We start from the raw sequence: 22,211 nt of genomic DNA, 5'->3' as shown, positions 1-22,211 counted from the left end.
CCCTCCTTCAAAACGTCGAAACCTCGGTTAAACAAAGGAAAAAACCTCTGTCTAACCGAAAGTCCCCCCTTAGGCAGTTCCCGATTGTGCACAACAAGCGATGTTTCTGTACGAAATTTCTCGGTAATGCATCATATCCATTATAGACAAAAGGGAAAATTCTATACAGAAAAATTAAACACGACGACGTTTTGGTGGACGACATCCATTATGAGGAACTGGAGTAACATCTCTAATTGCTGTTACTTCTAGACCTGCAGCTTGAAGAGCACGAATTGCAGCTTCACGACCAGCACCAGGACCTTTTACAGTAACCTCTAAAGTTTTTAAACCATGCTCCATTGCAACTTTAGCAGCAGTTTCAGCAGCCATTTGCGCAGCGAATGGAGTAGATTTACGAGAACCACGGAAACCAAGCGCACCAGCACTAGACCAAGAAAGCGCGTTACCATGAGTATCTGTAAGAGTTACAATTGTGTTGTTGAAAGTAGAACGAATATGAGCTACACCAGCTTCAATATTCTTTTTCACACGTTTTTTACGAGTGTTTGTTTTACGTGCCATTGTTAGTTCAACCTCCTTTACTTATTATTTCTTTTTATTTGCTACTGTACGACGTGGACCTTTACGTGTACGAGCATTGTTTTTAGAGTTTTGACCACGAACTGGTAAACCACGACGGTGACGAAGACCACGGTAAGAACCGATCTCCATTAGACGTTTAATGTTAAGGGATACTTCACGACGAAGGTCTCCTTCAACTTTGATACGATCGACGATATCACGGATACGTCCTAATTCGTCTTCTGTTAAATCGCGAACTCGTGTTTCTTCAGAAACACCAGCTTCAGCAAGAATTTTTTCAGCAGTCGTACGACCAATGCCGAATACGTAAGTTAAAGAAATAACAACGCGTTTGTCACGAGGAATATCTACACCTGCGATACGTGCCATTCCGAATGCACCTCCTTCTGATTAACCTTGTTTTTGTTTATGTTTAGGGTTTTCACAAATAACCATTACTTTTCCACGTCTACGAATAACTTTACATTTTTCGCAGATCGGCTTAACTGACGGTCTTACTTTCATGTCTCGAACCTCCTTAAAGATTACGGAGTGCTATATTATTTAAAGCGGTACGTGATACGACCACGATTTAAATCATACGGAGATAATTCTACCGTAACTTTATCTCCTGGTAAAATACGAATGAAGTTCATACGAATTTTACCAGAAACGTGAGCCAATACAACATGCCCATTCTCTAATTCTACTTTGAACATAGCATTTGGCAACGTTTCAATAACGGTACCTTCGACTTCAATTACATCATCTTTAGCCATTCAATGTTCTCCCTTCTTCAAATCAGTAACATTCTACACTGTTCTGAAATTCCGGAGAGCCAGCTACCTATAAAGTGGTAAGGATTTCGTATCCTGCTTCTGTAAGAGCAATCGTGTGCTCGAAATGTGCACACCATTTACCATCTACCGTTACCACTGTCCAGTCATCAGATAGTGTTTTTACATATCGTCTTCCTTGGTTCACCATCGGCTCAACACAAATGACCATTCCCGGTTTTAACCTAGGCCCTTGATTTGGTGGACCATAGTGCGGGATTTGTGGGTCTTCATGTAAGTCTTGCCCGATTCCGTGACCGACATACTCCCTAACGATCGATAATCCACTATCTTCAACATACGTTTGAATCGCATGTGAAATATTAGATAATCGCTCGCCCGGTTTTGCGTGTTCTAGACCAAGATACAACGATTTTTCTGTGACATCAAGTAGCTTTTGAACAGATTCAGAAATGTTTCCTACTGGATAAGTCCATGCAGAATCTCCATGGTATCCATTGTATTTCGCACCAATATCGATACTAATAATATCGCCTTCTTGGAGCTTGCGCTTTCCTGGAATCCCGTGTACAAGCTCTTCGTTTGCCGAAGCACAAATGCTTCCTGGAAATCCGTTATATCCTTTAAAAGATGGCATAGCACCATATTTAAGAATCGTTTTTTCCGCTATTTGATCGAGCTCTTTCGTTGTAATTCCTGGGGCAATATGCTTTTTTAACTCTTGATGAGTTAAAGCAACAATCTTGCCAGCTTCTCGCATAATCTCAATTTCGCGAGGAGTTTTGCAAATAATCATTACGCTAAGCCTCCGATGAGAAGATCGACATCAGCAAATACTTTATCGATATCTTGCTCACCATTAATGCTTTTTAAGTAACCAAGCTCTTCGTAGAAATCAAGCAAAGGTTTTGTTTGCTTAATATTCACTTCTAAACGATTTGCTACAGTTTCTTCATTGTCATCAGAACGCTGATATAACTCGCCACCACATTTATCGCACACGCCCTCTTTTGCTGGCGGATTGAATTCTAAGTGGTAAGTCGCACCGCACTCTTTACAAATGCGACGGCCTGTTAAACGTTTTAACAGTAATCCTGAATCCACATTAATGTTTAAAACATAATTGATCTTTTTGCCAAGATCTTTCATGATTTCTTCAAGAGCTGAAGCTTGTGCAACTGTTCGTGGAAAACCATCTAATAAGAAGCCTTTTACACAGTCTTCTTGACTTAAACGCTCACGCACGATTCCGATTGTAACTTCATCTGGTACAAGTGCTCCTTTATCAATAAAGGACTTAGCTTGTAGACCAAGTTCAGTTTCATCTTTCATAGCAGCACGAAACATGTCTCCTGTTGAAATGTGAGGGATGTTATACTTGGCAACAATCTTTTCGGCTTGTGTACCTTTACCGGCACCTGGAAGCCCCATTAAAATTAAGTTCATCTGTATTCCCCCTCATGAATGAGCATATGGGAAGATGAATCTTCCCGCTTACTCACTGTTTGATAAACCCTTTGTAATGGCGTTTTACTAATTGACTTTCGAGCTGCTTCATTGTTTCTAAAGCAACACCGACAACAATTAGTAAACTTGTTCCACCTATCTGTGCAGATTGTGGCAAGTTTGCAATTTTAATAAATAAAACAGGCAGGATTGCAATCGCTGCTAAGAAAATTGCACCTACAAAGGTCAAACGATACAAAATCTTTGTTAGATACTGTTCTGTATTCTTACCCGGACGAATACCAGGAACGTATCCACCTTGTTTATTTAAGTTCTCAGCCATCTGTTCAGGATTTACTTGAACAAATGCATAGAAATATGCAAAGGCAATAATTAGTGCAACATATACGATCATACCCACTGGATGAGAATAGTTAAAATTAGCAATAATCCACTTCGATATTTCATGTTTCGGGAAAAACTGTGCAATAGTCGGAGGCGTAATCAAGAATGAAACAGCAAAAATTACTGGAATAACACCAGCACTATTTACCTTAAGTGGTAAATGAGTGTTTTGTGCTCCAGTATAACCACCGTTTCCAGTTACGCGCTTCGCATATTGAATCGGGATTTTTCTAACAGCTTGTTGAATGTAAATAACACCAACAATAACCGCTAACACAGCCAACAAAATTAAACCGACTTTTACGATACGAATGAACAATTGATCTCCGGCATCTTGGAACTGCTGTGCGTACACTTGATTTATAGTACTTGGGATAGCTGCGGTAATACCTGCAAAGATAATAATAGAAATACCATTTCCTACTCCCTTTGCCGTAATTAACTCACCTAACCACATTAAAAATGCAGTTCCGGCAGTTAGTACCGTAGCAATATATAAATAAGTTGACCAACTAGGATCCAAAATTAATTGTCCACTTGCCATACCGTTAAAACCGATTGACATACCGATTGCTTGAATAAAAGCAAGAACAATTGTAAAGTAGCGGGTAAACTGAGCTAGTTTACGACGACCCATTTCACCTTGTTTTGACCACTCCGTAAATTTAGGAACAACATCCATCTGCAATAATTGCACGATGATGGATGCTGTAATGTACGGCATGATTCCCATCGCAAAGATGGAAAAGTTTTTTAAGGCTCCGCCGCCAAATGTATTCAGAATGCCCAATACATTCAACTGGTCTTGCGCTCTCAGTACATCTGCATTTGTATGAGGCACTGGGATGAACGTGCCAATTCGAAACACGATTAACATCGCTAAAGTGAATAATATTTTATTTCTTATCTCAGCAACGCGCATAAAGTTGGAGATTGTGCGAAACATTAGATCACCTCAACTGTTCCGCCAGCTGCTTCAATAGCTTCTTTTGCACTTGAAGAGAATTTGTGAGCTTTAACAGTAAGCTTTTTCTCTACAGCGCCGTTTGCAAGAATTTTAACACCGTCGTTTAATTTGCTGATAACGCCAGTCTCAAGCAATAATTCAGGTGTTACTTCTGTACCGTCTTCAAAACGATTTAACGTTGTTAAGTTAACGATAGCGAATTCTTTACGGTTGATGTTTGTGAAGCCGCGTTTTGGTAAACGACGGAATAATGGAGTTTGACCGCCTTCAAAACCAAGACGAACACCGCCACCAGAACGTGCGTTTTGTCCTTTATGACCTTTTCCAGCAGTTTTACCGTTACCAGAACCGATACCACGACCTACACGATTACGAACTTTACGAGAACCTTCTGCAGGTTGTAATTCATGAAGTTTCATTCCCAGGCACCTCCTTATATTGATAAGTTATCATTAAGCTTCTTTTACAGTTACAAGGTGAGAAACTTTGTTGATCATACCACGAATAGCAGGAGTTTCTTCCTTAACTACAGTTGAATTCAACTTTTTAAGACCTAAAGCTTCTACAGTCGCACGTTGATCTTGCGGACGACCAATTACACTACGAGTGAGGGTAATTTCTAACTTTTTCGCCATTATGTTTTCCCTCCTTCTTAACCTAGTAGCTCTTCTACAGATTTACCGCGTAATTTTGCTACATCTTCAGCACGCTTAAGATCTTTTAATCCGTTCATAGTAGCACGGATCATGTTAATTGGTGTGTTAGAACCAAGAGATTTAGAAAGAATATCTTGTACACCAGCTAATTCAAGAACCGCACGAACTGGACCACCAGCGATAACTCCAGTACCTTCTGCAGCAGGTTTTAATAATACTTCCCCTGCTCCAAAGTTACCGATAATTAAGTGTGGAATTGTTGTACCAACTAATGGTACTTCGATTAAGTTTTTCTTAGCATCTTCGATAGCCTTGCGGATTGCATCTGGTACCTCTTGCGCTTTACCAGTACCGAATCCAACATGACCGTTTTTATCACCAACTACAACCAGTGCAGCGAAGCGGAAACGACGACCACCCTTAACAACCTTCGCAACACGGTTTATCGTAACTACACGTTCTTCAAGTTCAAATTTACTTGGGTCAATGCGACGCATCTATTTTCCCTCCTTTGACCATTAAAATTGTAAGCCAGCCTCACGAGCAGCTTCAGCTAAAGCTTTAACACGGCCATGGTATAAGTAACCGCCGCGATCAAATACTACTTCTTTAACGCCTTTCTCTACAGCACGTTTAGCAACGATTTCGCCAACTTTAGTAGCAGCTTCGATGTTGCTTGTACCGTTAAGAGTAAGTTCTTTATCAAGAGTAGACGCACTTACTAATGTTACACCGTTTACATCATCAATTACTTGAGCGTAAATGTGTTGGTTAGAACGGAACACGTTTAAACGTGGACGCTCAGCTGTACCAGTAAGCTTTGCACGTACACGTGCATGTCTTTTCTTACGAACCGCATTTTTATCAGGTTTAGTGATCATTCTTGTCACTCCTTTCTTTCACCTAACGGGTTTACTTAGCAGTTTTACCTTCTTTACGACGTACAACTTCGCCTTCGTAACGAATACCTTTGCCTTTATATGGCTCTGGAGCACGTACAGCGCGAATGTTAGCAGCGAATTCGCCAACACGTTGCTTGTCGATACCTTTAATTACGATCTTTGTAGGAGCAGGAACTTCAACTTCAAGACCAGCTTCTGGAGTCATCTCAACTGGGTGAGAGTAACCTACGTTTAATACAAGTTTGTCACCTTGTTTTTGTGCACGGTAACCAACACCGATTAATTCAAGTCCGCGAGCGAAACCTGTAGTTACACCTTCAACCATGTTTCCTAGAAGAGCACGAGTTGTTCCGTGTAATGCACGGTGTTCTTTCTGCTCAGTAGGACGTTCTACTGTTAAGATATTTTCTTCAATTTTGATAACCATATCAGCATTGAAAGTACGAGTTAATTCACCTTTAGGGCCTTTTACAGTTACTGTATTATTTTCTGCTACTGTAACTGTAACACCTGCAGGGATTTCAAGAATCTTTTTACCAATACGAGACATGTGGTCACACCTCCGTTCGTTTTAAATATATATTACCAAACGTATGCTACTACTTCTCCACCAGTTTGTAATTGACGAGCTTCTTTGTCAGTCATTACGCCCTTAGATGTAGAAACAAGTGCAATACCTAATCCGTTAAGTACACGTGGTACTTCGTCAGCTTTTGCATAAACGCGTAAGCCAGGCTTACTAATACGCTTTAATCCAGTGATTACACGTTCGTTGTTTACACCGTATTTTAGGAAAATGCGAAGGATACCTTGTTTGTTATCCTCGATGTATTCCACATCACGAATGAAACCTTCACGTTTTAAGATTTCAGCGATTTCTTTTTTGATTTTAGAAGCAGGAACTTCTAATTTCTCATGACGTACCATGTTCGCATTACGGATGCGAGTAAGCATATCTGCAATTGGATCTGTCATCACCATATGTTTTACCTCCTTCCCATTTGTGGGGATTACCAACTAGCTTTTTTAACACCAGGAATTTGACCTTTATATGCAAGTTCACGGAAACAAATACGGCAAAGTTTAAATTTGCGGTATACAGAATGCGGACGACCGCAGCGCTCGCAACGTGTATAGTCTTGTACTTTAAACTTAGGAGTACGCTTTTGTTTCGCAATCATAGATTTTTTAGCCACGTTTTCGCCTCCTCTACTTAGCGTTGGCTTCCATTATTTTTGGAATGGCATACCGAATTGTGTTAAAAGTTCACGAGCTTCTTCATCAGTTTTCGCTGTAGTAACGATTACGATGTCCATACCACGAACTTTGCTCACTTTATCATAATCAATCTCAGGGAAAATTAATTGCTCTTTAACACCTAATGTGTAGTTACCACGACCATCGAAAGATTTCTTAGAAACACCACGGAAATCACGTACACGTGGTAAAGAAACTGATACTAATTTGTCGAAGAACTCATACATTTGCTCGCCGCGTAAAGTAACCTTTGCACCGATAGGCATACCCTCACGAAGACGGAAACCTGCGATAGATTTTTTAGCGCGAGTTACAACAGGCTTTTGACCTGCGATTTGAGTTAATTCTTCTACAGCACTGTCTAATGCTTTAGAATTGGATACCGCGTCACCAACACCAGTGTTGATTACGATCTTTTCGATTTTCGGTACTTCCATAACAGATTTATAGTTAAACTTGCTCATAAGAGCAGGAGTAATTTCTTTTTGGAATTTCTCTTTAAGGCGATTCAATGAAGGGACCTCCTTTCATATTGAACTTATTTATCTAATGATTCACCAGATTTTTTTGCAACACGAACTTTTTTACCATCTTCCACTTTGTAACCTACACGAGTAGGTACACCTGTTTTAGGATCTAATGGCATAACATTAGATACGTGGATAGCTGCTTCTTTCGTGATAATTCCACCTTGTGGATTTAATTGTGATGGCTTAGAGTGCTTTTTAACGATGTTAACACCCTCAACGATAACACGGCTTTCTTTCGGAAAAGCTGCAAGGATAACACCTTGTTTCCCTTTGTCTTTACCACTGATTACCTGTACTTTATCACCTTTTTTTACATGCATCTTACTTCTGCACCTCCTTAGCAAGGCAATACCTTAAATTATAGAACTTCTGGAGCTAAAGAAACGATCTTCATGAAGTTGTTATCACGTAATTCACGAGCTACTGGTCCGAAGATACGAGTACCACGTGGGCTCTTATCGTCTTTAATGATAACCGCTGCGTTTTCATCAAATTTGATGTAAGAACCGTCTGGACGACGAGCACCGCTCTTCGTACGTACTACTACTGCTTTAACAACGTCACCTTTTTTAACAACGCCACCTGGTGTTGCTTGTTTTACCGTAGCAACGATAATATCACCGATGTTTGCGTATTTGCGACCAGAGCCGCCTAATACTTTGATTGTTAAAAGTTCACGTGCGCCAGAGTTGTCAGCTACTTTCAAACGAGATTCTTGTTGGATCATGTTATGAAACCTCCCTTCGGACTTAAAATTCCGATTCGTCTATTTAGATAATAACCGCTTCTTCAACGATTTCAACTAAACGGAAACGCTTAGTAGCAGAAAGCGGGCGAGTTTCCATGATTTTTACGATATCGCCAACTTTTGCTTGGTTTTGCTCATCATGCGCTTTGTACTTCTTAGAATACTTAACGCGTTTTCCGTACAAGGAATGAGTTTTGTAAGTTTCAACTAAAACTGTAATCGTTTTGTCCATTTTGTCAGAAACAACACGACCAGTATAAACTTTGCGTTGGTTACGTTCGCTCACTTTGCAAACCTCCCCTCAATTTATCGATTAATTCCGATCTCTCTTTCACGAACTACAGTTTTCATACGAGCAATCGCTTTACGCACTTCACGGATGCGTGTTGGATTCTCTAATTGTCCTGTAGCAAGTTGGAAGCGAAGATTAAACAACTCTTCCTTTAAAGCTTTAACTTTTGTTTCGATTTCAGCAGTGGTTAACTCACGAATATCATTAGTTTTCATTAGATTCACCACCATTTTCTTCACGTTTTACGAATTTACATTTCACTGGTAATTTGTGAGCTGCAAGACGTAATGCTTCGCGTGCTACTTCTTCAGATACACCCGCGATTTCAAACATAACCTTTCCAGGTTTTACAACTGCTACCCAACCTTCAGGAGCCCCTTTACCGGAACCCATACGTACTTCTAGAGGCTTAGCAGTGTAAGGTTTAGAAGGGAAAATTTTAATCCAAACTTTACCGCCACGTTTCATATAACGAGTCATTGCACGACGAGCTGCTTCGATTTGACGGTTTGTAATCCAAGATGCTTCTTGAGATTGTAAACCAAACTCACCAAAATGTACTTCAGCGCCACCTTTTGCACGACCACGCATTTTACCACGATGCTCTCTACGATATTTTACGCGTTTAGGCATTAACATATTATTTTCCTCCTTCCTCAGAAGCTTTCTTTTTTGTAGGAAGGACTTCTCCACGGTAGATCCATACTTTTACACCTAATTTACCGTACGTTGTATCAGCTTCAGCTGTTGCATAGTCAATATCAGCGCGAAGTGTATGAAGTGGAACAGTTCCTTCACTGTAAGATTCTGCACGAGCGATATCAGCTCCGCCAAGACGACCAGAAACCTGTGTTTTAATACCTTTAGCTCCTGCACGCATAGCACGTTGAATTGCTTGCTTTTGTGCACGACGGAAAGATACACGGTTTTCTAATTGACGAGCAATGTTTTCGCCTACTAATTTAGCGTCAAGATCAGCTCTCTTAACTTCTAAAATGTTGATGTGTACACGTTTGCCTGTTAATTGGTTAAGAGCTTTACGAAGTGCTTCAACTTCTGTACCACCTTTACCAATTACCATACCAGGTTTTGCCGTGTGAATTGTAACATTTACACGATTTGCCGCACGCTCGATTTCTACTTTAGAAACAGCAGAATCTTTTAAGCGAACGTTAATGTATTCACGAATTTTGATGTCTTCATGTAAGAATGTAGCGTAGTCTTTTTCAGCGTACCAACGAGATTCCCAATCGCGAATGATACCGACGCGAAGACCAACTGGATGAACCTTTTGACCCATCGATTATCCCTCCTTCTTTTCAGATACCACAACTGTAATGTGGCTTGTGCGCTTGTTAATTTGGCTAGCACGACCCATTGCACGTGGACGGAAACGTTTTAACGTTGGACCTTCGTCAACGAAAACTTTTTCTACAACTAAGTTGTTTACATCCATTTCGTAGTTATGCTCTGCGTTTGCGATTGCAGATTTTAAAACTTTTTCTACAACTGGAGAAGCAGTTTTTGGTGTGTGGTTAAGGATAGCAATCGCTTCACCCACTTGCTTACCTCGGATTAAGTCTACTACTAAACGAACTTTACGAGGAGCAATACGAACTGTTCTCGCTACTGCTTTAGCTTGCATTGAAGTGCCTCCTCTCATTATCTTCTAGTTTTCTTATCGTCAGCATCATGACCTTTGTACGTACGAGTTGGTGCGAACTCACCTAACTTGTGGCCTACCATATCTTCAGTTACGTATACAGGAACGTGTTTACGACCATCATATACAGCGATTGTATGACCAATAAACTGTGGGAAGATCGTTGAACGACGAGACCAAGTTTTTACAACTTGCTTTTGCTCAGTTTCATTTAACTTTGCAATTTTGTTCATTAAATGATCATCGACAAATGGTCCTTTTTTCAAGCTACGAGCCATTTTGGTGCCTCCCTTCGTGATTGCCGTACGGTTCTAAAAATGAACCGTACTACAACCCCATTATTTTTTACGACGACGAACGATGAATTTGTCAGACGCTTTATTTTTCTTACGAGTTTTGAATCCAAGAGTTGGTTTACCCCATGGAGACATTGGAGACTTACGTCCGATTGGTGAGCGACCTTCACCACCACCGTGTGGGTGATCACATGGGTTCATTACAGAACCACGAACAGTTGGGCGCTTGCCTAACCAGCGAGAACGACCCGCTTTACCAATTTTAATAAGCTCATGGTGTTCATTACCTACTTGACCTACTGTAGCGCGGCAAGTAGCTAGAACTAAGCGTACTTCACCAGAAGTTAAACGTACAAGTACGTATTTACCTTCTTTACCAAGTACTTGAGCAGATGTACCAGCAGAACGAACTAATTGTCCACCGCGACCTGGTTTAAGCTCGATGTTATGAACAACTGTACCTACTGGAATGTTGATTAATGGTAATGCGTTACCGATTTTAATGTCAGCCTCTGGGCCAGACATGATTTCCATACCTACTTCTAAGTTTTTAGGAGCAAGGATGTAACGTTTTTCACCGTCAACGTAGTTAATTAATGCGATATTCGCAGAGCGGTTTGGATCGTATTCGATCGTAGCAACGCGTCCAGGAATTCCATCTTTGTTACGTTTGAAGTCGATGATACGGTATTGACGCTTGTGTCCGCCACCTTGGTGACGTACAGTAATTTTACCTTGGTTATTACGTCCAGCCTTTTTGCTTAAAGGCGCAAGTAATGATTTTTCCGGTCTATCAGTCGTGATTTCAGCGAAATCATTCGTAGTCATGTTACGACGACCGTTAGTAGTTGGATTATACTTTTTAATTGCCATCTGATTTTCCCTCCTTCTTTAGTAAGAATTAAACTCCTTGGAAGATCTCGATTTCTTTGCTGTCAGCAGTAAGCTTAACGATTGCTTTACGACGACGGTTAGTAAAACCAGCGTGACGACCAACACGTTTTGCTTTTGGTTTGTAGTTCATGATATTTACTTTCTCAACTTCAACACCAAAGATCGCTTCTACAGCATCTTTAACTTCCGTTTTATTAGCTTTAACGTCCACATCGAACGTGTATTTTTTTTCAGCCATCATTTCCATAGAACGTTCAGTGATAACTGGGCGCTTAATGATATCACGAGGATCTTTCATTATGCAAGCACCTCCTCTACTTTTTCCACTGCCGCTTTTGTCATGATTAGCTTATCATGATGAAGCACGTCTAAAACGTTTACGCCATCAGCAGTGATTACTGTTACTCCAGGAATATTGCGAGCAGATAACTCAACTGCTTCGTTTACATCAGCAGTTACGATAAGAGCTTTCTTCTCAACAGTTAATCCTTTAAGAACTGCCACCATGTCTTTTGTTTTTGGTGCATTTAACACTAAGTCTTCAAGAACTACGATGTTGTTCTCAACTACTTTAGTAGCTAATGCAGATTTAATAGCTAAGCGACGAACTTTTTTAGGTAGTTTGTATGCATAGCTTCTTGGTGTAGGTCCGAATACCGTACCACCACCGCGCCATTGAGGAGAGCGGATAGAACCTTGACGAGCACGTCCAGTTCCTTTTTGACGCCATGGTTTGCGACCTCCACCGCGCACTTCAGAGCGAGTTTTTACTTTATGTGTACCTTGACGTAAAGATGCACGTTGCATCATTACTGCTTCAAAAAGTACAGCTTCGTTTGGTTCGATACCGAAAATAGTTTCAGCTAATTGGATTTCACCAACTTCAGAACCAGTTTGGTTAAATAACTTTACTTTTGGCATTGGGGTTCCTCCTTTCTTATAGAGAATTATTTGCTAGCCTTAACAGCACTACGAACAACTACAAGAGATTTCTTAGCGCCAGGAACGTTGCCTTTTACTAACAGGATGTTACGTTCAACATCAACTTGAACGATTTCTAAGTTTTGGATAGTAACTTGGTCTCCACCCATACGTCCAGCAAGTTTTTTGCCTTTGAATACACGGTTCGGAGCAACAGGGCCCATTGAACCAGGACGACGGTGATAACGAGAACCATGAGACATAGGTCCGCGAGATTGTCCGTGGCGTTTAATAGCACCTTGGAAACCTTTACCTTTAGAAATACCTGTTACGTCTACAGTTTCACCTGCAGCGAAAACTTCTACTTTTACCTCTTGACCAACTTCTTGTCCTTCAACGTCTGCATCGCGAAGTTCGCGAATGAAGCGCTTAGGAGCAGTAGTTGCTTTAGCAACGTGACCTTGTTCAGGTTTGTTAGCTAATTTTTCGCGTTTGTCATCAAAACCTAACTGAATTGCATTGTAGCCATCAGTTTCAACAGTTTTCTTTTGAAGGACAACGTTTGGAGTCGCTTCGATAACAGTTACAGGAATTAGCTCGCCGTTTTCAGCAAATACTTGAGTCATACCGATCTTTTTTCCTAAGATTCCTTTGGTCATGAGTTACACCTCCTACATTTTAACTTATATAAATTATAGTTTGATTTCGATATCTACACCAGATGGTAAGTCTAAACGCATTAAAGAGTCTACTGTTTGTGGAGTAGGGCTCACGATGTCGATTAGACGTTTGTGCGTGCGCATTTCGAATTGCTCACGAGAATCTTTGTATTTATGAACCGCACGAAGAATCGTGTAAACAGTTTTTTCAGTTGGTAATGGGATTGGACCAGAAACTGTCGCCCCAGAACGTTTAGCTGTTTCTACAATTTTCTCAGCTGATTGATCAAGAATACGGTGATCGTAAGCTTTTAAACGAATACGAATTTTTTCTTTTGCCATTATTTTCCCTCCTTCTTTCGCCTATTTTTAAAATAGACATTCTCCATGGAAATTTCCACACACTCGCCATGGCAAAGCGGCCGGGTGTGTCAGCAACCTTCCACTTCATCGCAGTCAAAGACCAACATTGTTTATTATACAATGTTTCTAGCCTAGATGCAACACTTTATTTGTGCACATCGTCATTTACTGTACTTTTGCTATTATACATGGTACTTTAACGAATTTCAAGTTTTCATCTGTTGTAATTCTTTTTACAGTTTTTGGTTGAAGAGTTTTGCATTTTATATATTAATAGAAGAAACTCGTCAAAACTTAAAAATAGGTTTTATTTATTATAAATAAAAAACCCAAGGGAAAATCCCTTGGGTTTCATATATCAGCTAAGATTACTCAACGATAGTTGCAACTACGCCGTAACCTACTGTACGTCCACCTTCACGAATAGAGAACTTAGTTCCTTCTTCGATCGCGATTGGAGCGATAAGCTCGATAGTCATTTCGATGTTGTCGCCAGGCATTACCATTTCAGTACCTTCTGGTAATTGGATGATACCAGTTACGTCAGTTGTACGGAAATAGAATTGTGGGCGGTAGTTAGCGAAGAATGGAGTGTGACGTCCACCTTCTTCTTTAGATAAAACGAAAACTTCAGCTTTGAATTTAGCGTGAGCTTTTACAGAGCCAGTTTTAGCAAGAACTTGTCCACGTTGGATGTCTTCACGAGCAACCCCACGAAGTAAAGCACCGATGTTGTCTCCAGCTTGAGCTTGATCAAGAAGCTTACGGAACATTTCTACACCAGTTACAGTTGTAGATTTGTTTTCTTCTTCAAAACCGATGATTTCTACTACGTCACCAACTTTAACTACACCGCGCTCTACACGACCTGTAGCAACTGTACCACGACCTGTGATAGAGAACACGTCCTCAACAGGCATTAAGAATGCTTTTTCAGTGTCACGTTCTGGAGTTGGGATATAAGAATCAACTTCAGCCATTAATTCGATGATTTTTGCTTCCCACTCAGCATCTCCTTGAAGAGCTTTAAGAGCAGAACCTTTAACTACAGGGATATCATCGCCTGGGAAGTCGTATTCAGATAATAGATCGCGAACTTCCATTTCTACTAATTCTAATAACTCTTCGTCGTCAACCATGTCGCATTTGTTTAAGAATACAACGATGTAAGGAACACCTACTTGACGAGAAAGAAGGATGTGCTCACGAGTTTGAGGCATTGGGCCATCAGCAGCAGATACTACTAAGATACCGCCGTCCATTTGAGCAGCACCAGTGATCATGTTTTTAACATAGTCAGCATGGCCTGGGCAGTCAACGTGTGCATAGTGACGAGTTTCAGTTTCATACTCAACGTGTGCAGTTGAGATTGTGATACCGCGCTCTCTTTCTTCTGGAGCAGCATCGATTTGGTCGTAACCTTTCGCTTCAGCACCACCAGCTTTTGCAAGAACTGTAGTGATAGCAGCAGTTAATGTAGTTTTACCATGGTCAACGTGGCCGATTGTACCAATGTTAACATGTGGTTTAGAACGTTCGAATTTAGCTTTTCCCATTCTAAATTCCTCCTTAGTTATATAGATTATTTTATATTTAGACTAGAAAGTAAGGGACCTAAGCCCCGCTTTCTAAGCTTACATAAGTAGTTATACTTGAACAATCGATAAAAATCAATTATTCACCTTTATTTTTTTTAACAATTTCTTCTGAAATAGACTTCGGTACTTCTTCATAATGATCAAATGTCATTGAGAATGTTCCACGACCTTGCGTGTTAGAACGTAGAGCCGTTGCATAACCGAACATTTCAGAAAGTGGAACCATCGCACGAACTACTTGTGCGTTACCACGAGCTTCCATACCTTCTACGCGTCCACGGCGAGAAGTTACGTCACCCATAATGTCACCCATGTACTCTTCAGGAATTACAACTTCAACTTTCATCATTGGCTCAAGAATTACTGGGTTACATTTAGAAACCGCAGCTTTAAGTGCCATAGATGCAGCGATTTTGAACGCCATCTCAGAGGAGTCAACATCATGGTAAGATCCGTCAACTAATGCAGCTTTAATGTCTACTAGAGGATATCCTGCAAGTACACCATTTTTAAGTGCATCTTCAAGACCTGCTCCTACAGCTGGGATGTATTCACGTGGAACTACACCACCGACGATCTTGTTTTGGAATTCGAATCCTTTACCTTCTTCGTTAGGTTCGAACTCAATCCAAACGTGACCGAATTGTCCACGACCACCAGATTGACGAGCGAACTTACCTTCAACTTTCGCTGAAGCGCGGAAAGTCTCACGGTATGCTACCTGAGGAGCACCAACGTTTGCTTCCACTTTGAATTCACGGCGCATACGGTCAACGATGATATCAAGGTGAAGTTCACCCATACCAGCGATGATTGTTTGGCCAGTTTCTTGGTCAGTGTGAGCACGGAATGTTGGATCTTCTTCAGAAAGCTTAGATAATGCTGTACCCATTTTATCTTGGTCAGCTTTAGATTTTGGTTCGATAGCTACAGAGATAACTGGCTCTGGGAATTCCATAGACTCAAGGATAACAAGGCTCTTCTCGTCACAAAGAGTATCACCAGTTGTAGTATCTTTCAAACCTACAGCAGCAGCGATATCACCAGCGTAAACTGTTGAAATCTCTTCACGGCTGTTTGCGTGCATTTGTAGGATACGACCTACACGCTCACGCTTACCTTTAGTTGAGTTTTTCACGTATGATCCAGAGTTTAACACACCAGAGTACACACGGAAGAATGTTAACTTACCAACATAAGGGTCAGTCATGATTTTGAATGCTAATGCTGCGAAAGGCTCTTCATCGCTAGAATGACGTTCTACTTCTTCATCTGTATCCGGAAGAGTACCTTTAATAGCAGGTACATCTAATGGAGATGGTAGGTAGTCGATAACTGCATCTAACAGAATTTGAACACCTTTATTTTTGAATGCAGAACCACAGATTACTGGGAAGAATTCTACAGAAGTTGTAGCCTTACGGATACCTGCTTTAAGCTCTTCTACAGTGATTTCTTCACCTTCTAGGTACTTCATCATCATTTCTTCATCAAGCTCTGCTACCGCTTCAATAAGCTTTCCACGGTATTCATCAGCTAATTCTTTATGTTCTGCAGGGATGTCAACGCGTTGAATATCTGTTCCTAAGTCGTTTGTGTACATGTATGCACACTCTTCAACAAGATCGATAATTCCTGTAAACTGATCCTCAGCACCGATTGGTAACTGAATTGGATGTGCGTTTGCTTGTAAACGGTCATGAATTGTTCCTACAGAATATAAGAAGTCTGCACCGATCTTGTCCATTTTGTTAACGAACACGATACGTGGTACGCCGTAAGTAGTTGCTTGACGCCAAACAGTTTCTGTTTGTGGTTCTACACCAGATTGCGCATCAAGTACTGCTACTGCACCATCAAGTACGCGTAAAGAACGTTCTACTTCTACAGTGAAGTCTACGTGTCCTGGAGTGTCAATGATGTTTACACGGTGACCTTTCCATTGAGCTGTAGTTGCTGCAGAAGTAATTGTGATACCACGCTCTTGTTCTTGCTCCATCCAGTCCATCTGAGATGCACCTTCGTGAGTTTCACCGATTTTATGAATGCGGCCTGTGTAGTACAGGATACGCTCAGTTGCTGTTGTTTTACCAGCATCGATGTGAGCCATGATACCAATATTACGAGTGTTTTCTAAGGAGAACTCTCTAGTCATTTGGTGTCTTTCTCCTTCCTAATGTGGATTGGATTATTTTATTTTAAGTAGCAAAAAAGCCACTTTATTTTGTTACATATGTCAGTATGTCCAGTACCCTCATTATGTAAAACGAGCGCCCAATGAAAGGGAGAGGCATTCTCCCTCTCCACACTTCCATAAGCGACAAATAAAGCGGTCTATGCTTACAATTATTTTGCGTTGAATCCTACCAACGGTAATGAGCAAATGCTTTGTTAGCTTCTGCCATTTTATGAGTGTCTTCACGTTTCTTAACAGATGCACCAGAGTTGTTAGCTGCATCTAAGATTTCGTAAGCTAAACGCTCTTCCATAGTTTTTTCACCACGAAGACGAGCGTAGTTTACTAACCAGCGAAGACCTAAAGTTGTACGGCGTTCTGGACGAACCTCAACTGGAACTTGGTAGTTAGCACCACCAACACGACGAGCGCGTACTTCAAGAACAGGCATAATGTTCTTAAGAGCTTGCTCGAACACTTCCATTGGTTCGTTACCAGTACGTTCGCGAACGATATCGAACGCATTATAAAGAATTGTTTGAGATTTACCTTTTTTACCGTCAACCATCATTTTGTTGATTAGGCGTGTTACAAGTTTAGAATTATACATTGGATCTGGTAACACGTCACGTTTCGCAACAGGTCCTTTACGAGGCATATTGAGTTCCTCCTTTCAGTTCAGTTTTATTATTTCTTAGCTGCTTTTGGTCTCTTAGTACCATATTTAGAACGTCCTTGCATACGTTTGTCAACACCAGCTGTGTCAAGCGCACCACGAACGATGTGGTAACGTACCCCTGGTAAGTCTTTTACACGACCACCGCGAATTAATACTACGCTGTGCTCTTGTAAGTTATGACCGATACCTGGGATGTATGCTGTTACCTCGATACCATTTGTTAAACGTACACGAGCGTATTTACGTAACGCTGAGTTCGGTTTCTTTGGAGTCATTGTACCAACACGAGTACATACACCACGTTTTTGAGGTGCAGAGATATCAGTTGCTTTTTTCTTTAAAGAGTTGAAACCTTTGTTTAACGCAGGTGATTTAGATTTCCATACTTTATCAGTACGACCTTTTCTCACTAATTGGTTAATAGTAGGCATTAATTTATCCTCCCTTCGCACGTTTGTATGACCACATATCCAGGTGGTTCATTATTAGTTGAAAACAAAGTTTTTGCAAGGAAGAGCAAATGCTCTCTCCTCACAAAAACAGTTTTAACTTGTTATTTCTATTACTGAAGCTCCTACTTGCATCTCACTCATTTTCATGTTGAGATCCAGTTTTGAAAAAGTATGTTATGTTGCGTTGCTAAAAGCTACGACAACGTTCTAACTATACCGTGTTGAATTGCCTTCAACATTTATTAAGGAGCAACCTTGCTTATATTAACATTTTGCATCGCATCATGTCAACTAAGATTATCTTTTTTTATGCAAAATTTACGACGGAAAATTTTAGTTTTCTACGTAAACCTCGTCATTTTCTACATTTGTTTCTTCTTGTGCTGTTTTCACAAGATCTACTCTACGGTAACGATTCATACCTGTACCAGCTGGAACAAGCTTACCGATAATAACATTTTCTTTCAGACCAAGAAGTTCATCACGCTTACCTTTAATTGCTGCATCAGTTAACACACGAGTTGTTTCCTGGAATGATGCTGCAGATAAGAATGAATCTGTTTCAAGTGAAGCCTTCGTAATACCAAGAAGGATTGGACGTGCTGTTGCTGGTTGTTTGCCCTGAAGCAACACTTTCGCATTCGCATCTGTAAATTGATGGATATCAAGTAATGTTCCTGGTAATACATCTGTTTCACCAGCGTCGATTACACGCACTTTACGAAGCATTTGGCGAACCATTACTTCAACGTGCTTATCACCAATTTCTACCCCTTGCATACGGTATACTTTTTGAACTTCACGAAGCAAGTATTCTTGAACTGCTGTAATATCTGTTACTTTCAGTAATTCTTTCGGATCGATAGAACCTTCAGTAAGTTCTTTACCATGCTCGATGCGGTGTCCTGGAGCTACTTTTAAGCGAGCGCCATAAGGAATTGCATACGTACGAGCTTCTACATCACCTTGTACAACAACTTCTTGGCGATCTTTCACATCGTTAATCGCTGCAACAACACCATCGATTTCACTGATAACCGCTTGCCCTTTCGGATTACGCGCTTCGAAGATCTCTTGAATACGCGGTAAACCTTGTGTGATATCATCTCCGGCAACCCCACCTGTATGGAATGTACGCATCGTTAACTGTGTACCTGGCTCACCGATAGATTGAGCTGCGATAATACCTACCGCTTCCCCTACTTCTACGTCTGTACCAGTAGCTAAGTTACGACCGTAACATTTCTTACATACGCCGTGGCGAGTGTTACATGTAAATGCAGAACGGATGTACAGTTGTTCAACGCCTGATTTTTCGATGATATAAGCGATATCTTCTGTAATTAATTCATTTTCACGAACTAATACTTCGCCTGTTTCTGGATGCTTCAAAGTTTTTCTTGCGAAACGTCCTACAAGACGATCGTATAAGGATTCGATAATTTCGTTTCCTTCTTTAATTGCGCCAATTAATAGACCACGATCTGTTCCACAGTCGTCTTCACGAACGATAACATCTTGTGCAACGTCAACAAGACGGCGTGTTAAGTAACCAGAATCGGCAGTCTTAAGTGCTGTATCGGCAAGACCTTTACGCGCACCGTGTGTAGAGATGAAGTACTCGAGTACCGTTAAACCTTCGCGGAAACTTGATTTGATTGGAAGTTCGATGATACGACCAGATGGGTTTGCCATCAAACCACGCATACCAGCAAGCTGAGTAAAGTTCGATGCGTTACCACGGGCACCGGAATCACTCATCATGAAGATTGGGTTGCGCTTATCTAGCGTTTTCATCAGTTTTCCTTGGATAACGTCTTTTGCATTACTCCAAATAGAGATAACGCGATCGTAACGTTCTTCCTCTGTGATTAAACCGCGACGGAATTGTTTAATTACTGTATCTACTTTAGCTTGCGCTTCATGCAAGATTTCTTCTTTTTCACCTAATACAAGGATATCCGCTACCCCAACTGTAATACCAGCTTTTGTAGAGTATTTAAATCCTAGGTTTTTCATACGATCAAGCATACGAGACGTTTCTGTAATCTTGAAACGTTTAAATACTTCAGCAATGATATTACCAAGAATTTTCTTACTAAATGGCGCCACTTCTTCGCGACTAGCAATAATTTCTCTTACGTTAGAACCTTTTTCAACAAAGTATTCCACTGGAGTTTCCTTCTCCAAGTTTGTCTTTGTTGGTTCGTTAATGTAAGGGAAAGACTTCGGTAAAATCTCGTTGAAGATTAACTTACCAACTGTCGTTAACAACAGCTTGCTGTTTTGCTCCTCTGTAAACGTTTCGTTATTCACAGAGCTCGCTGCAACAGCAACACGAGTATGCAAGTGTACATATCCGTTTTGGTATGCAAGTATTGCTTCGTTCGTATCTTTGAAAATCATACCTTCACCAATTGCACCTTCGCGTTCAAGTGTTAAGTAGTAATTACCTAATACCATATCCTGAGATGGTGTAACAACTGGTTTTCCGTCTTTCGGGTTCAAGATGTTTTGTGCAGCTAACATAAGAAGACGAGCTTCTGCTTGTGCTTCTGATGATAACGGAACGTGAACCGCCATTTGGTCACCGTCAAAGTCCGCGTTGTATGCAGTACATACAAGTGGGTGAAGACGAATTGCACGACCTTCTACTAATGTAGGTTCAAACGCTTGAATACCAAGACGGTGAAGTGTTGGAGCACGGTTTAGAAGTACAGGGTGTTCTTTAATTACAGACTCTAAAACATCCCAAACTTCAGGTTGTACTCGTTCAATTTTGCGCTTCGCACTCTTAATGTTGTGCGCTAAGCCTTTTCCTACTAACTCTTTCATAACGAAAGGTTTGAACAGTTCCAGCGCCATTTCTTTAGGCAGACCGCATTGGTACATTTTTAAGTTCGGTCCTACAACGATAACGGAACGACCAGAGTAGTCAACACGTTTACCTAGTAAGTTTTGACGGAAACGTCCTTGCTTACCTTTTAACATATGTGAAAGAGATTTTAACGGACGGTTACCCGGTCCAGTAACTGGACGGCCACGACGACCGTTATCAATTAAAGCATCTACTGCTTCTTGTAACATACGCTTTTCGTTTTGGACGATAATGCTTGGTGCACCTAAGTCTAATAAACGTTTTAAACGATTGTTACGGTTAATTACACGACGATATAGGTCGTTTAAGTCAGAAGTTGCAAAACGTCCACCATCTAACTGTACCATTGGGCGAAGTTCTGGTGGGATTACCGGAAGAACATCTAGAATCATCCAAGATGGTTCGTTTCCAGAGTTACGGAATGCTTCTAATACTTCTAGACGTTTAATAGCACGAGTACGACGTTGTCCTTGCGCTGTTTTTAACTCTTCTTTCAAGAAGTCTACTTCTTTATCTAAATCGATATCTTGTAATAACTTCTTAATTGCTTCTGCGCCCATAGAAGCTTGGAAAGAGTTTCCGTATCTGTCGCGATACGCACGGTATTCCTTCTCCGAAAGAAGTTGCTTCTTATCAAGCGGTGTATCTCCGCTCTCTGTTACTACATAAGAAGCGAAATAAATTACTTCTTCAAGCGCGCGAGGGGACATGTCTAAGACAAGTCCCATGCGGCTTGGGATACCTTTGAAATACCAAATATGAGATACAGGAGCAGCTAATTCAATATGACCCATACGTTCACGACGAACTTTCGCACGCGTTACTTCAACGCCGCATCGATCACAAACTACACCTTTATAACGGACACGTTTATATTTACCACAATGACATTCCCAGTCTTTTGTTGGACCGAAAATACGCTCACAGAACAAACCGTCTTTCTCTGGTTTCAATGTACGATAATTAATCGTCTCGGGTTTTTTTACTTCCCCATATGACCAAGAGCGAATTTTGTCTGGTGATGCAAGTCCAATCTTCATATATTCAAAGTTGTTTACATCTATCAAG

Annotated in this window: 33 protein-coding genes; all 33 read right to left on the bottom strand. The window is 40.8% G+C overall.

The window, feature by feature from the left end; all coding sequences use genetic code 11:
• Positions 1–174: 174 nt before the first annotated feature.
• Positions 175–564, bottom strand: a complete 390-nt coding sequence (rpsK, locus tag BM211_RS19835; protein ID WP_000101801.1) for a 30S ribosomal protein S11 — start codon at positions 562–564, stop codon at positions 175–177.
• 24 nt (positions 565–588) lie between these two features.
• Positions 589–954: a 30S ribosomal protein S13 gene (gene rpsM, locus BM211_RS19830; RefSeq protein WP_035433696.1), complete on the bottom strand. Its 366-nt coding sequence runs from the start codon at positions 952–954 to the stop codon at positions 589–591.
• Between the two features lie 21 nt (positions 955–975).
• Positions 976–1,089, bottom strand: a complete 114-nt coding sequence (rpmJ, locus tag BM211_RS19825) for a 50S ribosomal protein L36 (protein WP_000868344.1) — start codon at positions 1,087–1,089, stop codon at positions 976–978.
• 35 nt (positions 1,090–1,124) lie between these two features.
• Positions 1,125–1,343, bottom strand: a complete 219-nt coding sequence (gene infA / locus BM211_RS19820; RefSeq protein ID WP_020062312.1) for a translation initiation factor IF-1 — start codon at positions 1,341–1,343, stop codon at positions 1,125–1,127.
• Positions 1,344–1,410: 67 nt separating this feature from the next.
• On the bottom strand, positions 1,411–2,157 hold the full coding sequence (gene map, locus BM211_RS19815) for a type I methionyl aminopeptidase (RefSeq protein WP_035433698.1): 747 nt from the start codon (positions 2,155–2,157) through the stop codon (positions 1,411–1,413).
• Complete coding sequence (locus BM211_RS19810) at positions 2,157–2,807, bottom strand: adenylate kinase (protein WP_035433699.1); 651 nt, start codon at positions 2,805–2,807, stop codon at positions 2,157–2,159. The genes map and BM211_RS19810 overlap by 1 nt, the downstream gene beginning before the upstream one ends.
• Before the next feature lie 52 nt (positions 2,808–2,859).
• Positions 2,860–4,158 (bottom strand): preprotein translocase subunit SecY, encoded by a 1,299-nt coding sequence (gene secY, locus BM211_RS19805; RefSeq protein ID WP_035433700.1) that lies wholly within the window; start codon positions 4,156–4,158, stop codon positions 2,860–2,862.
• Positions 4,158–4,598, bottom strand: a complete 441-nt coding sequence (gene rplO / locus BM211_RS19800) for a 50S ribosomal protein L15 (RefSeq protein WP_020062308.1) — start codon at positions 4,596–4,598, stop codon at positions 4,158–4,160. The genes secY and rplO overlap by 1 nt, the downstream gene beginning before the upstream one ends.
• A gap of 33 nt (positions 4,599–4,631) precedes the next feature.
• Positions 4,632–4,814 carry a 50S ribosomal protein L30 gene (gene rpmD, locus BM211_RS19795; protein WP_020062307.1) on the bottom strand — a complete coding sequence of 61 codons (183 nt, stop codon included), beginning with the start codon at positions 4,812–4,814 and terminating at the stop codon, positions 4,632–4,634.
• Positions 4,815–4,831: 17 nt separating this feature from the next.
• The gene (rpsE, locus tag BM211_RS19790) at positions 4,832–5,332 is read right to left on the bottom strand and encodes a 30S ribosomal protein S5 (protein WP_035433701.1); all 501 of its coding nucleotides are present in this window, start codon (positions 5,330–5,332) and stop codon (positions 4,832–4,834) included.
• A gap of 21 nt (positions 5,333–5,353) precedes the next feature.
• Entirely contained in the window at positions 5,354–5,716 is a 363-nt protein-coding gene (gene rplR, locus BM211_RS19785) for a 50S ribosomal protein L18 (RefSeq protein WP_035433703.1), read from the bottom strand.
• Between the two features lie 31 nt (positions 5,717–5,747).
• Positions 5,748–6,287: a 50S ribosomal protein L6 gene (gene rplF / locus BM211_RS19780; RefSeq protein WP_035433705.1), complete on the bottom strand. Its 540-nt coding sequence runs from the start codon at positions 6,285–6,287 to the stop codon at positions 5,748–5,750.
• Between the two features lie 32 nt (positions 6,288–6,319).
• A complete protein-coding gene (rpsH, locus tag BM211_RS19775) occupies positions 6,320–6,718 on the bottom strand; it encodes a 30S ribosomal protein S8 (RefSeq protein ID WP_035433706.1) in 399 nt (132 codons plus the stop codon).
• A gap of 29 nt (positions 6,719–6,747) precedes the next feature.
• Positions 6,748–6,933 carry a 30S ribosomal protein S14 gene (rpsN, locus tag BM211_RS19770; RefSeq protein WP_020062302.1) on the bottom strand — a complete coding sequence of 62 codons (186 nt, stop codon included), beginning with the start codon at positions 6,931–6,933 and terminating at the stop codon, positions 6,748–6,750.
• Positions 6,934–6,966: 33 nt separating this feature from the next.
• On the bottom strand, positions 6,967–7,506 hold the full coding sequence (gene rplE, locus BM211_RS19765) for a 50S ribosomal protein L5 (RefSeq protein WP_020062301.1): 540 nt from the start codon (positions 7,504–7,506) through the stop codon (positions 6,967–6,969).
• Positions 7,507–7,532: 26 nt separating this feature from the next.
• On the bottom strand, positions 7,533–7,844 hold the full coding sequence (rplX, locus tag BM211_RS19760; protein ID WP_035433707.1) for a 50S ribosomal protein L24: 312 nt from the start codon (positions 7,842–7,844) through the stop codon (positions 7,533–7,535).
• 38 nt (positions 7,845–7,882) lie between these two features.
• Positions 7,883–8,251 (bottom strand): 50S ribosomal protein L14, encoded by a 369-nt coding sequence (gene rplN / locus BM211_RS19755; RefSeq protein WP_035433708.1) that lies wholly within the window; start codon positions 8,249–8,251, stop codon positions 7,883–7,885.
• A gap of 43 nt (positions 8,252–8,294) precedes the next feature.
• Entirely contained in the window at positions 8,295–8,558 is a 264-nt protein-coding gene (gene rpsQ, locus BM211_RS19750; RefSeq protein WP_011983253.1) for a 30S ribosomal protein S17, read from the bottom strand.
• Between the two features lie 20 nt (positions 8,559–8,578).
• On the bottom strand, positions 8,579–8,779 hold the full coding sequence (gene rpmC / locus BM211_RS19745; RefSeq protein WP_000855718.1) for a 50S ribosomal protein L29: 201 nt from the start codon (positions 8,777–8,779) through the stop codon (positions 8,579–8,581).
• On the bottom strand, positions 8,769–9,203 hold the full coding sequence (gene rplP, locus BM211_RS19740; protein WP_020062298.1) for a 50S ribosomal protein L16: 435 nt from the start codon (positions 9,201–9,203) through the stop codon (positions 8,769–8,771). Before rplP ends, rpmC begins: the two co-directional genes overlap by 11 nt.
• 1 nt (position 9,204) lies before the next feature.
• Positions 9,205–9,864 (bottom strand): 30S ribosomal protein S3, encoded by a 660-nt coding sequence (gene rpsC, locus BM211_RS19735; protein WP_035433709.1) that lies wholly within the window; start codon positions 9,862–9,864, stop codon positions 9,205–9,207.
• A gap of 3 nt (positions 9,865–9,867) precedes the next feature.
• Positions 9,868–10,209 (bottom strand): 50S ribosomal protein L22, encoded by a 342-nt coding sequence (rplV, locus tag BM211_RS19730; RefSeq protein ID WP_011983250.1) that lies wholly within the window; start codon positions 10,207–10,209, stop codon positions 9,868–9,870.
• 17 nt (positions 10,210–10,226) lie between these two features.
• Complete coding sequence (gene rpsS, locus BM211_RS19725) at positions 10,227–10,505, bottom strand: 30S ribosomal protein S19 (protein WP_020062296.1); 279 nt, start codon at positions 10,503–10,505, stop codon at positions 10,227–10,229.
• Positions 10,506–10,565: 60 nt separating this feature from the next.
• Complete coding sequence (gene rplB, locus BM211_RS19720; RefSeq protein WP_035433711.1) at positions 10,566–11,396, bottom strand: 50S ribosomal protein L2; 831 nt, start codon at positions 11,394–11,396, stop codon at positions 10,566–10,568.
• Positions 11,397–11,424: 28 nt separating this feature from the next.
• Positions 11,425–11,715, bottom strand: a complete 291-nt coding sequence (rplW, locus tag BM211_RS19715) for a 50S ribosomal protein L23 (RefSeq protein ID WP_035433713.1) — start codon at positions 11,713–11,715, stop codon at positions 11,425–11,427.
• On the bottom strand, positions 11,715–12,338 hold the full coding sequence (gene rplD, locus BM211_RS19710) for a 50S ribosomal protein L4 (protein ID WP_035433714.1): 624 nt from the start codon (positions 12,336–12,338) through the stop codon (positions 11,715–11,717). Before rplD ends, rplW begins: the two co-directional genes overlap by 1 nt.
• A gap of 26 nt (positions 12,339–12,364) precedes the next feature.
• Positions 12,365–12,997 (bottom strand): 50S ribosomal protein L3, encoded by a 633-nt coding sequence (gene rplC / locus BM211_RS19705; protein ID WP_035433715.1) that lies wholly within the window; start codon positions 12,995–12,997, stop codon positions 12,365–12,367.
• A 33-nt stretch (positions 12,998–13,030) separates the two neighbouring features.
• The gene (rpsJ, locus tag BM211_RS19700; RefSeq protein WP_001040596.1) at positions 13,031–13,339 is read right to left on the bottom strand and encodes a 30S ribosomal protein S10; all 309 of its coding nucleotides are present in this window, start codon (positions 13,337–13,339) and stop codon (positions 13,031–13,033) included.
• Positions 13,340–13,728: 389 nt separating this feature from the next.
• Positions 13,729–14,916, bottom strand: coding sequence for an elongation factor Tu (gene tuf, locus BM211_RS19695; RefSeq protein WP_035433717.1), 1,188 nt, complete (start codon positions 14,914–14,916; stop codon positions 13,729–13,731).
• Between the two features lie 118 nt (positions 14,917–15,034).
• Entirely contained in the window at positions 15,035–17,113 is a 2,079-nt protein-coding gene (gene fusA / locus BM211_RS19690) for an elongation factor G (RefSeq protein WP_035433719.1), read from the bottom strand.
• Between the two features lie 208 nt (positions 17,114–17,321).
• A complete protein-coding gene (rpsG, locus tag BM211_RS19685) occupies positions 17,322–17,792 on the bottom strand; it encodes a 30S ribosomal protein S7 (RefSeq protein ID WP_035433720.1) in 471 nt (156 codons plus the stop codon).
• Between the two features lie 29 nt (positions 17,793–17,821).
• Positions 17,822–18,244, bottom strand: a complete 423-nt coding sequence (gene rpsL, locus BM211_RS19680; protein WP_035433722.1) for a 30S ribosomal protein S12 — start codon at positions 18,242–18,244, stop codon at positions 17,822–17,824.
• A 354-nt stretch (positions 18,245–18,598) separates the two neighbouring features.
• Positions 18,599–22,210: a DNA-directed RNA polymerase subunit beta' gene (gene rpoC, locus BM211_RS19675; protein ID WP_035433724.1), complete on the bottom strand. Its 3,612-nt coding sequence runs from the start codon at positions 22,208–22,210 to the stop codon at positions 18,599–18,601.
• Position 22,211 lies beyond the last annotated feature (1 nt).

Source organism: Bacillus sp. 491mf (assembly GCF_900112415.1).
GTDB lineage: Bacteria > Bacillota > Bacilli > Bacillales > Bacillaceae_G > Bacillus_A.
This window is presented reverse-complemented; position numbering and strand designations above follow the sequence as displayed.

Coding starts and splice junctions, on each gene's coding strand:
- rpsK (WP_000101801.1), bottom strand. CDS start 564: ATGGCACGTAAAACAAACACTCGTAAAAAACGTGTGAAAAAGAATATT.
- rpsM (WP_035433696.1), bottom strand. CDS start 954: ATGGCACGTATCGCAGGTGTAGATATTCCTCGTGACAAACGCGTTGTT.
- rpmJ (WP_000868344.1), bottom strand. CDS start 1,089: ATGAAAGTAAGACCGTCAGTTAAGCCGATCTGCGAAAAATGTAAAGTT.
- infA (WP_020062312.1), bottom strand. CDS start 1,343: ATGGCTAAAGATGATGTAATTGAAGTCGAAGGTACCGTTATTGAAACG.
- map (WP_035433698.1), bottom strand. CDS start 2,157: ATGATTATTTGCAAAACTCCTCGCGAAATTGAGATTATGCGAGAAGCT.
- BM211_RS19810 (WP_035433699.1), bottom strand. CDS start 2,807: ATGAACTTAATTTTAATGGGGCTTCCAGGTGCCGGTAAAGGTACACAA.
- secY (WP_035433700.1), bottom strand. CDS start 4,158: ATGTTTCGCACAATCTCCAACTTTATGCGCGTTGCTGAGATAAGAAAT.
- rplO (WP_020062308.1), bottom strand. CDS start 4,598: ATGAAACTTCATGAATTACAACCTGCAGAAGGTTCTCGTAAAGTTCGT.
- rpmD (WP_020062307.1), bottom strand. CDS start 4,814: ATGGCGAAAAAGTTAGAAATTACCCTCACTCGTAGTGTAATTGGTCGT.
- rpsE (WP_035433701.1), bottom strand. CDS start 5,332: ATGCGTCGCATTGACCCAAGTAAATTTGAACTTGAAGAACGTGTAGTT.
- rplR (WP_035433703.1), bottom strand. CDS start 5,716: ATGATCACTAAACCTGATAAAAATGCGGTTCGTAAGAAAAGACATGCA.
- rplF (WP_035433705.1), bottom strand. CDS start 6,287: ATGTCTCGTATTGGTAAAAAGATTCTTGAAATCCCTGCAGGTGTTACA.
- rpsH (WP_035433706.1), bottom strand. CDS start 6,718: ATGGTGATGACAGATCCAATTGCAGATATGCTTACTCGCATCCGTAAT.
- rplX (WP_035433707.1), bottom strand. CDS start 7,844: ATGCATGTAAAAAAAGGTGATAAAGTACAGGTAATCAGTGGTAAAGAC.
- rplN (WP_035433708.1), bottom strand. CDS start 8,251: ATGATCCAACAAGAATCTCGTTTGAAAGTAGCTGACAACTCTGGCGCA.
- rpmC (WP_000855718.1), bottom strand. CDS start 8,779: ATGAAAACTAATGATATTCGTGAGTTAACCACTGCTGAAATCGAAACA.
- rplP (WP_020062298.1), bottom strand. CDS start 9,203: ATGTTAATGCCTAAACGCGTAAAATATCGTAGAGAGCATCGTGGTAAA.
- rpsC (WP_035433709.1), bottom strand. CDS start 9,864: ATGGGTCAAAAGGTTCATCCAGTTGGTCTTCGCGTCGGTATCATTCGC.
- rplV (WP_011983250.1), bottom strand. CDS start 10,209: ATGCAAGCTAAAGCAGTAGCGAGAACAGTTCGTATTGCTCCTCGTAAA.
- rpsS (WP_020062296.1), bottom strand. CDS start 10,505: ATGGCTCGTAGCTTGAAAAAAGGACCATTTGTCGATGATCATTTAATG.
- rplB (WP_035433711.1), bottom strand. CDS start 11,396: ATGGCAATTAAAAAGTATAATCCAACTACTAACGGTCGTCGTAACATG.
- rplW (WP_035433713.1), bottom strand. CDS start 11,715: ATGAAAGATCCTCGTGATATCATTAAGCGCCCAGTTATCACTGAACGT.
- rplD (WP_035433714.1), bottom strand. CDS start 12,338: ATGCCAAAAGTAAAGTTATTTAACCAAACTGGTTCTGAAGTTGGTGAA.
- rplC (WP_035433715.1), bottom strand. CDS start 12,997: ATGACCAAAGGAATCTTAGGAAAAAAGATCGGTATGACTCAAGTATTT.
- rpsJ (WP_001040596.1), bottom strand. CDS start 13,339: ATGGCAAAAGAAAAAATTCGTATTCGTTTAAAAGCTTACGATCACCGT.
- tuf (WP_035433717.1), bottom strand. CDS start 14,916: ATGGGAAAAGCTAAATTCGAACGTTCTAAACCACATGTTAACATTGGT.
- fusA (WP_035433719.1), bottom strand. CDS start 17,113: ATGACTAGAGAGTTCTCCTTAGAAAACACTCGTAATATTGGTATCATG.
- rpsG (WP_035433720.1), bottom strand. CDS start 17,792: ATGCCTCGTAAAGGACCTGTTGCGAAACGTGACGTGTTACCAGATCCA.
- rpsL (WP_035433722.1), bottom strand. CDS start 18,244: ATGCCTACTATTAACCAATTAGTGAGAAAAGGTCGTACTGATAAAGTA.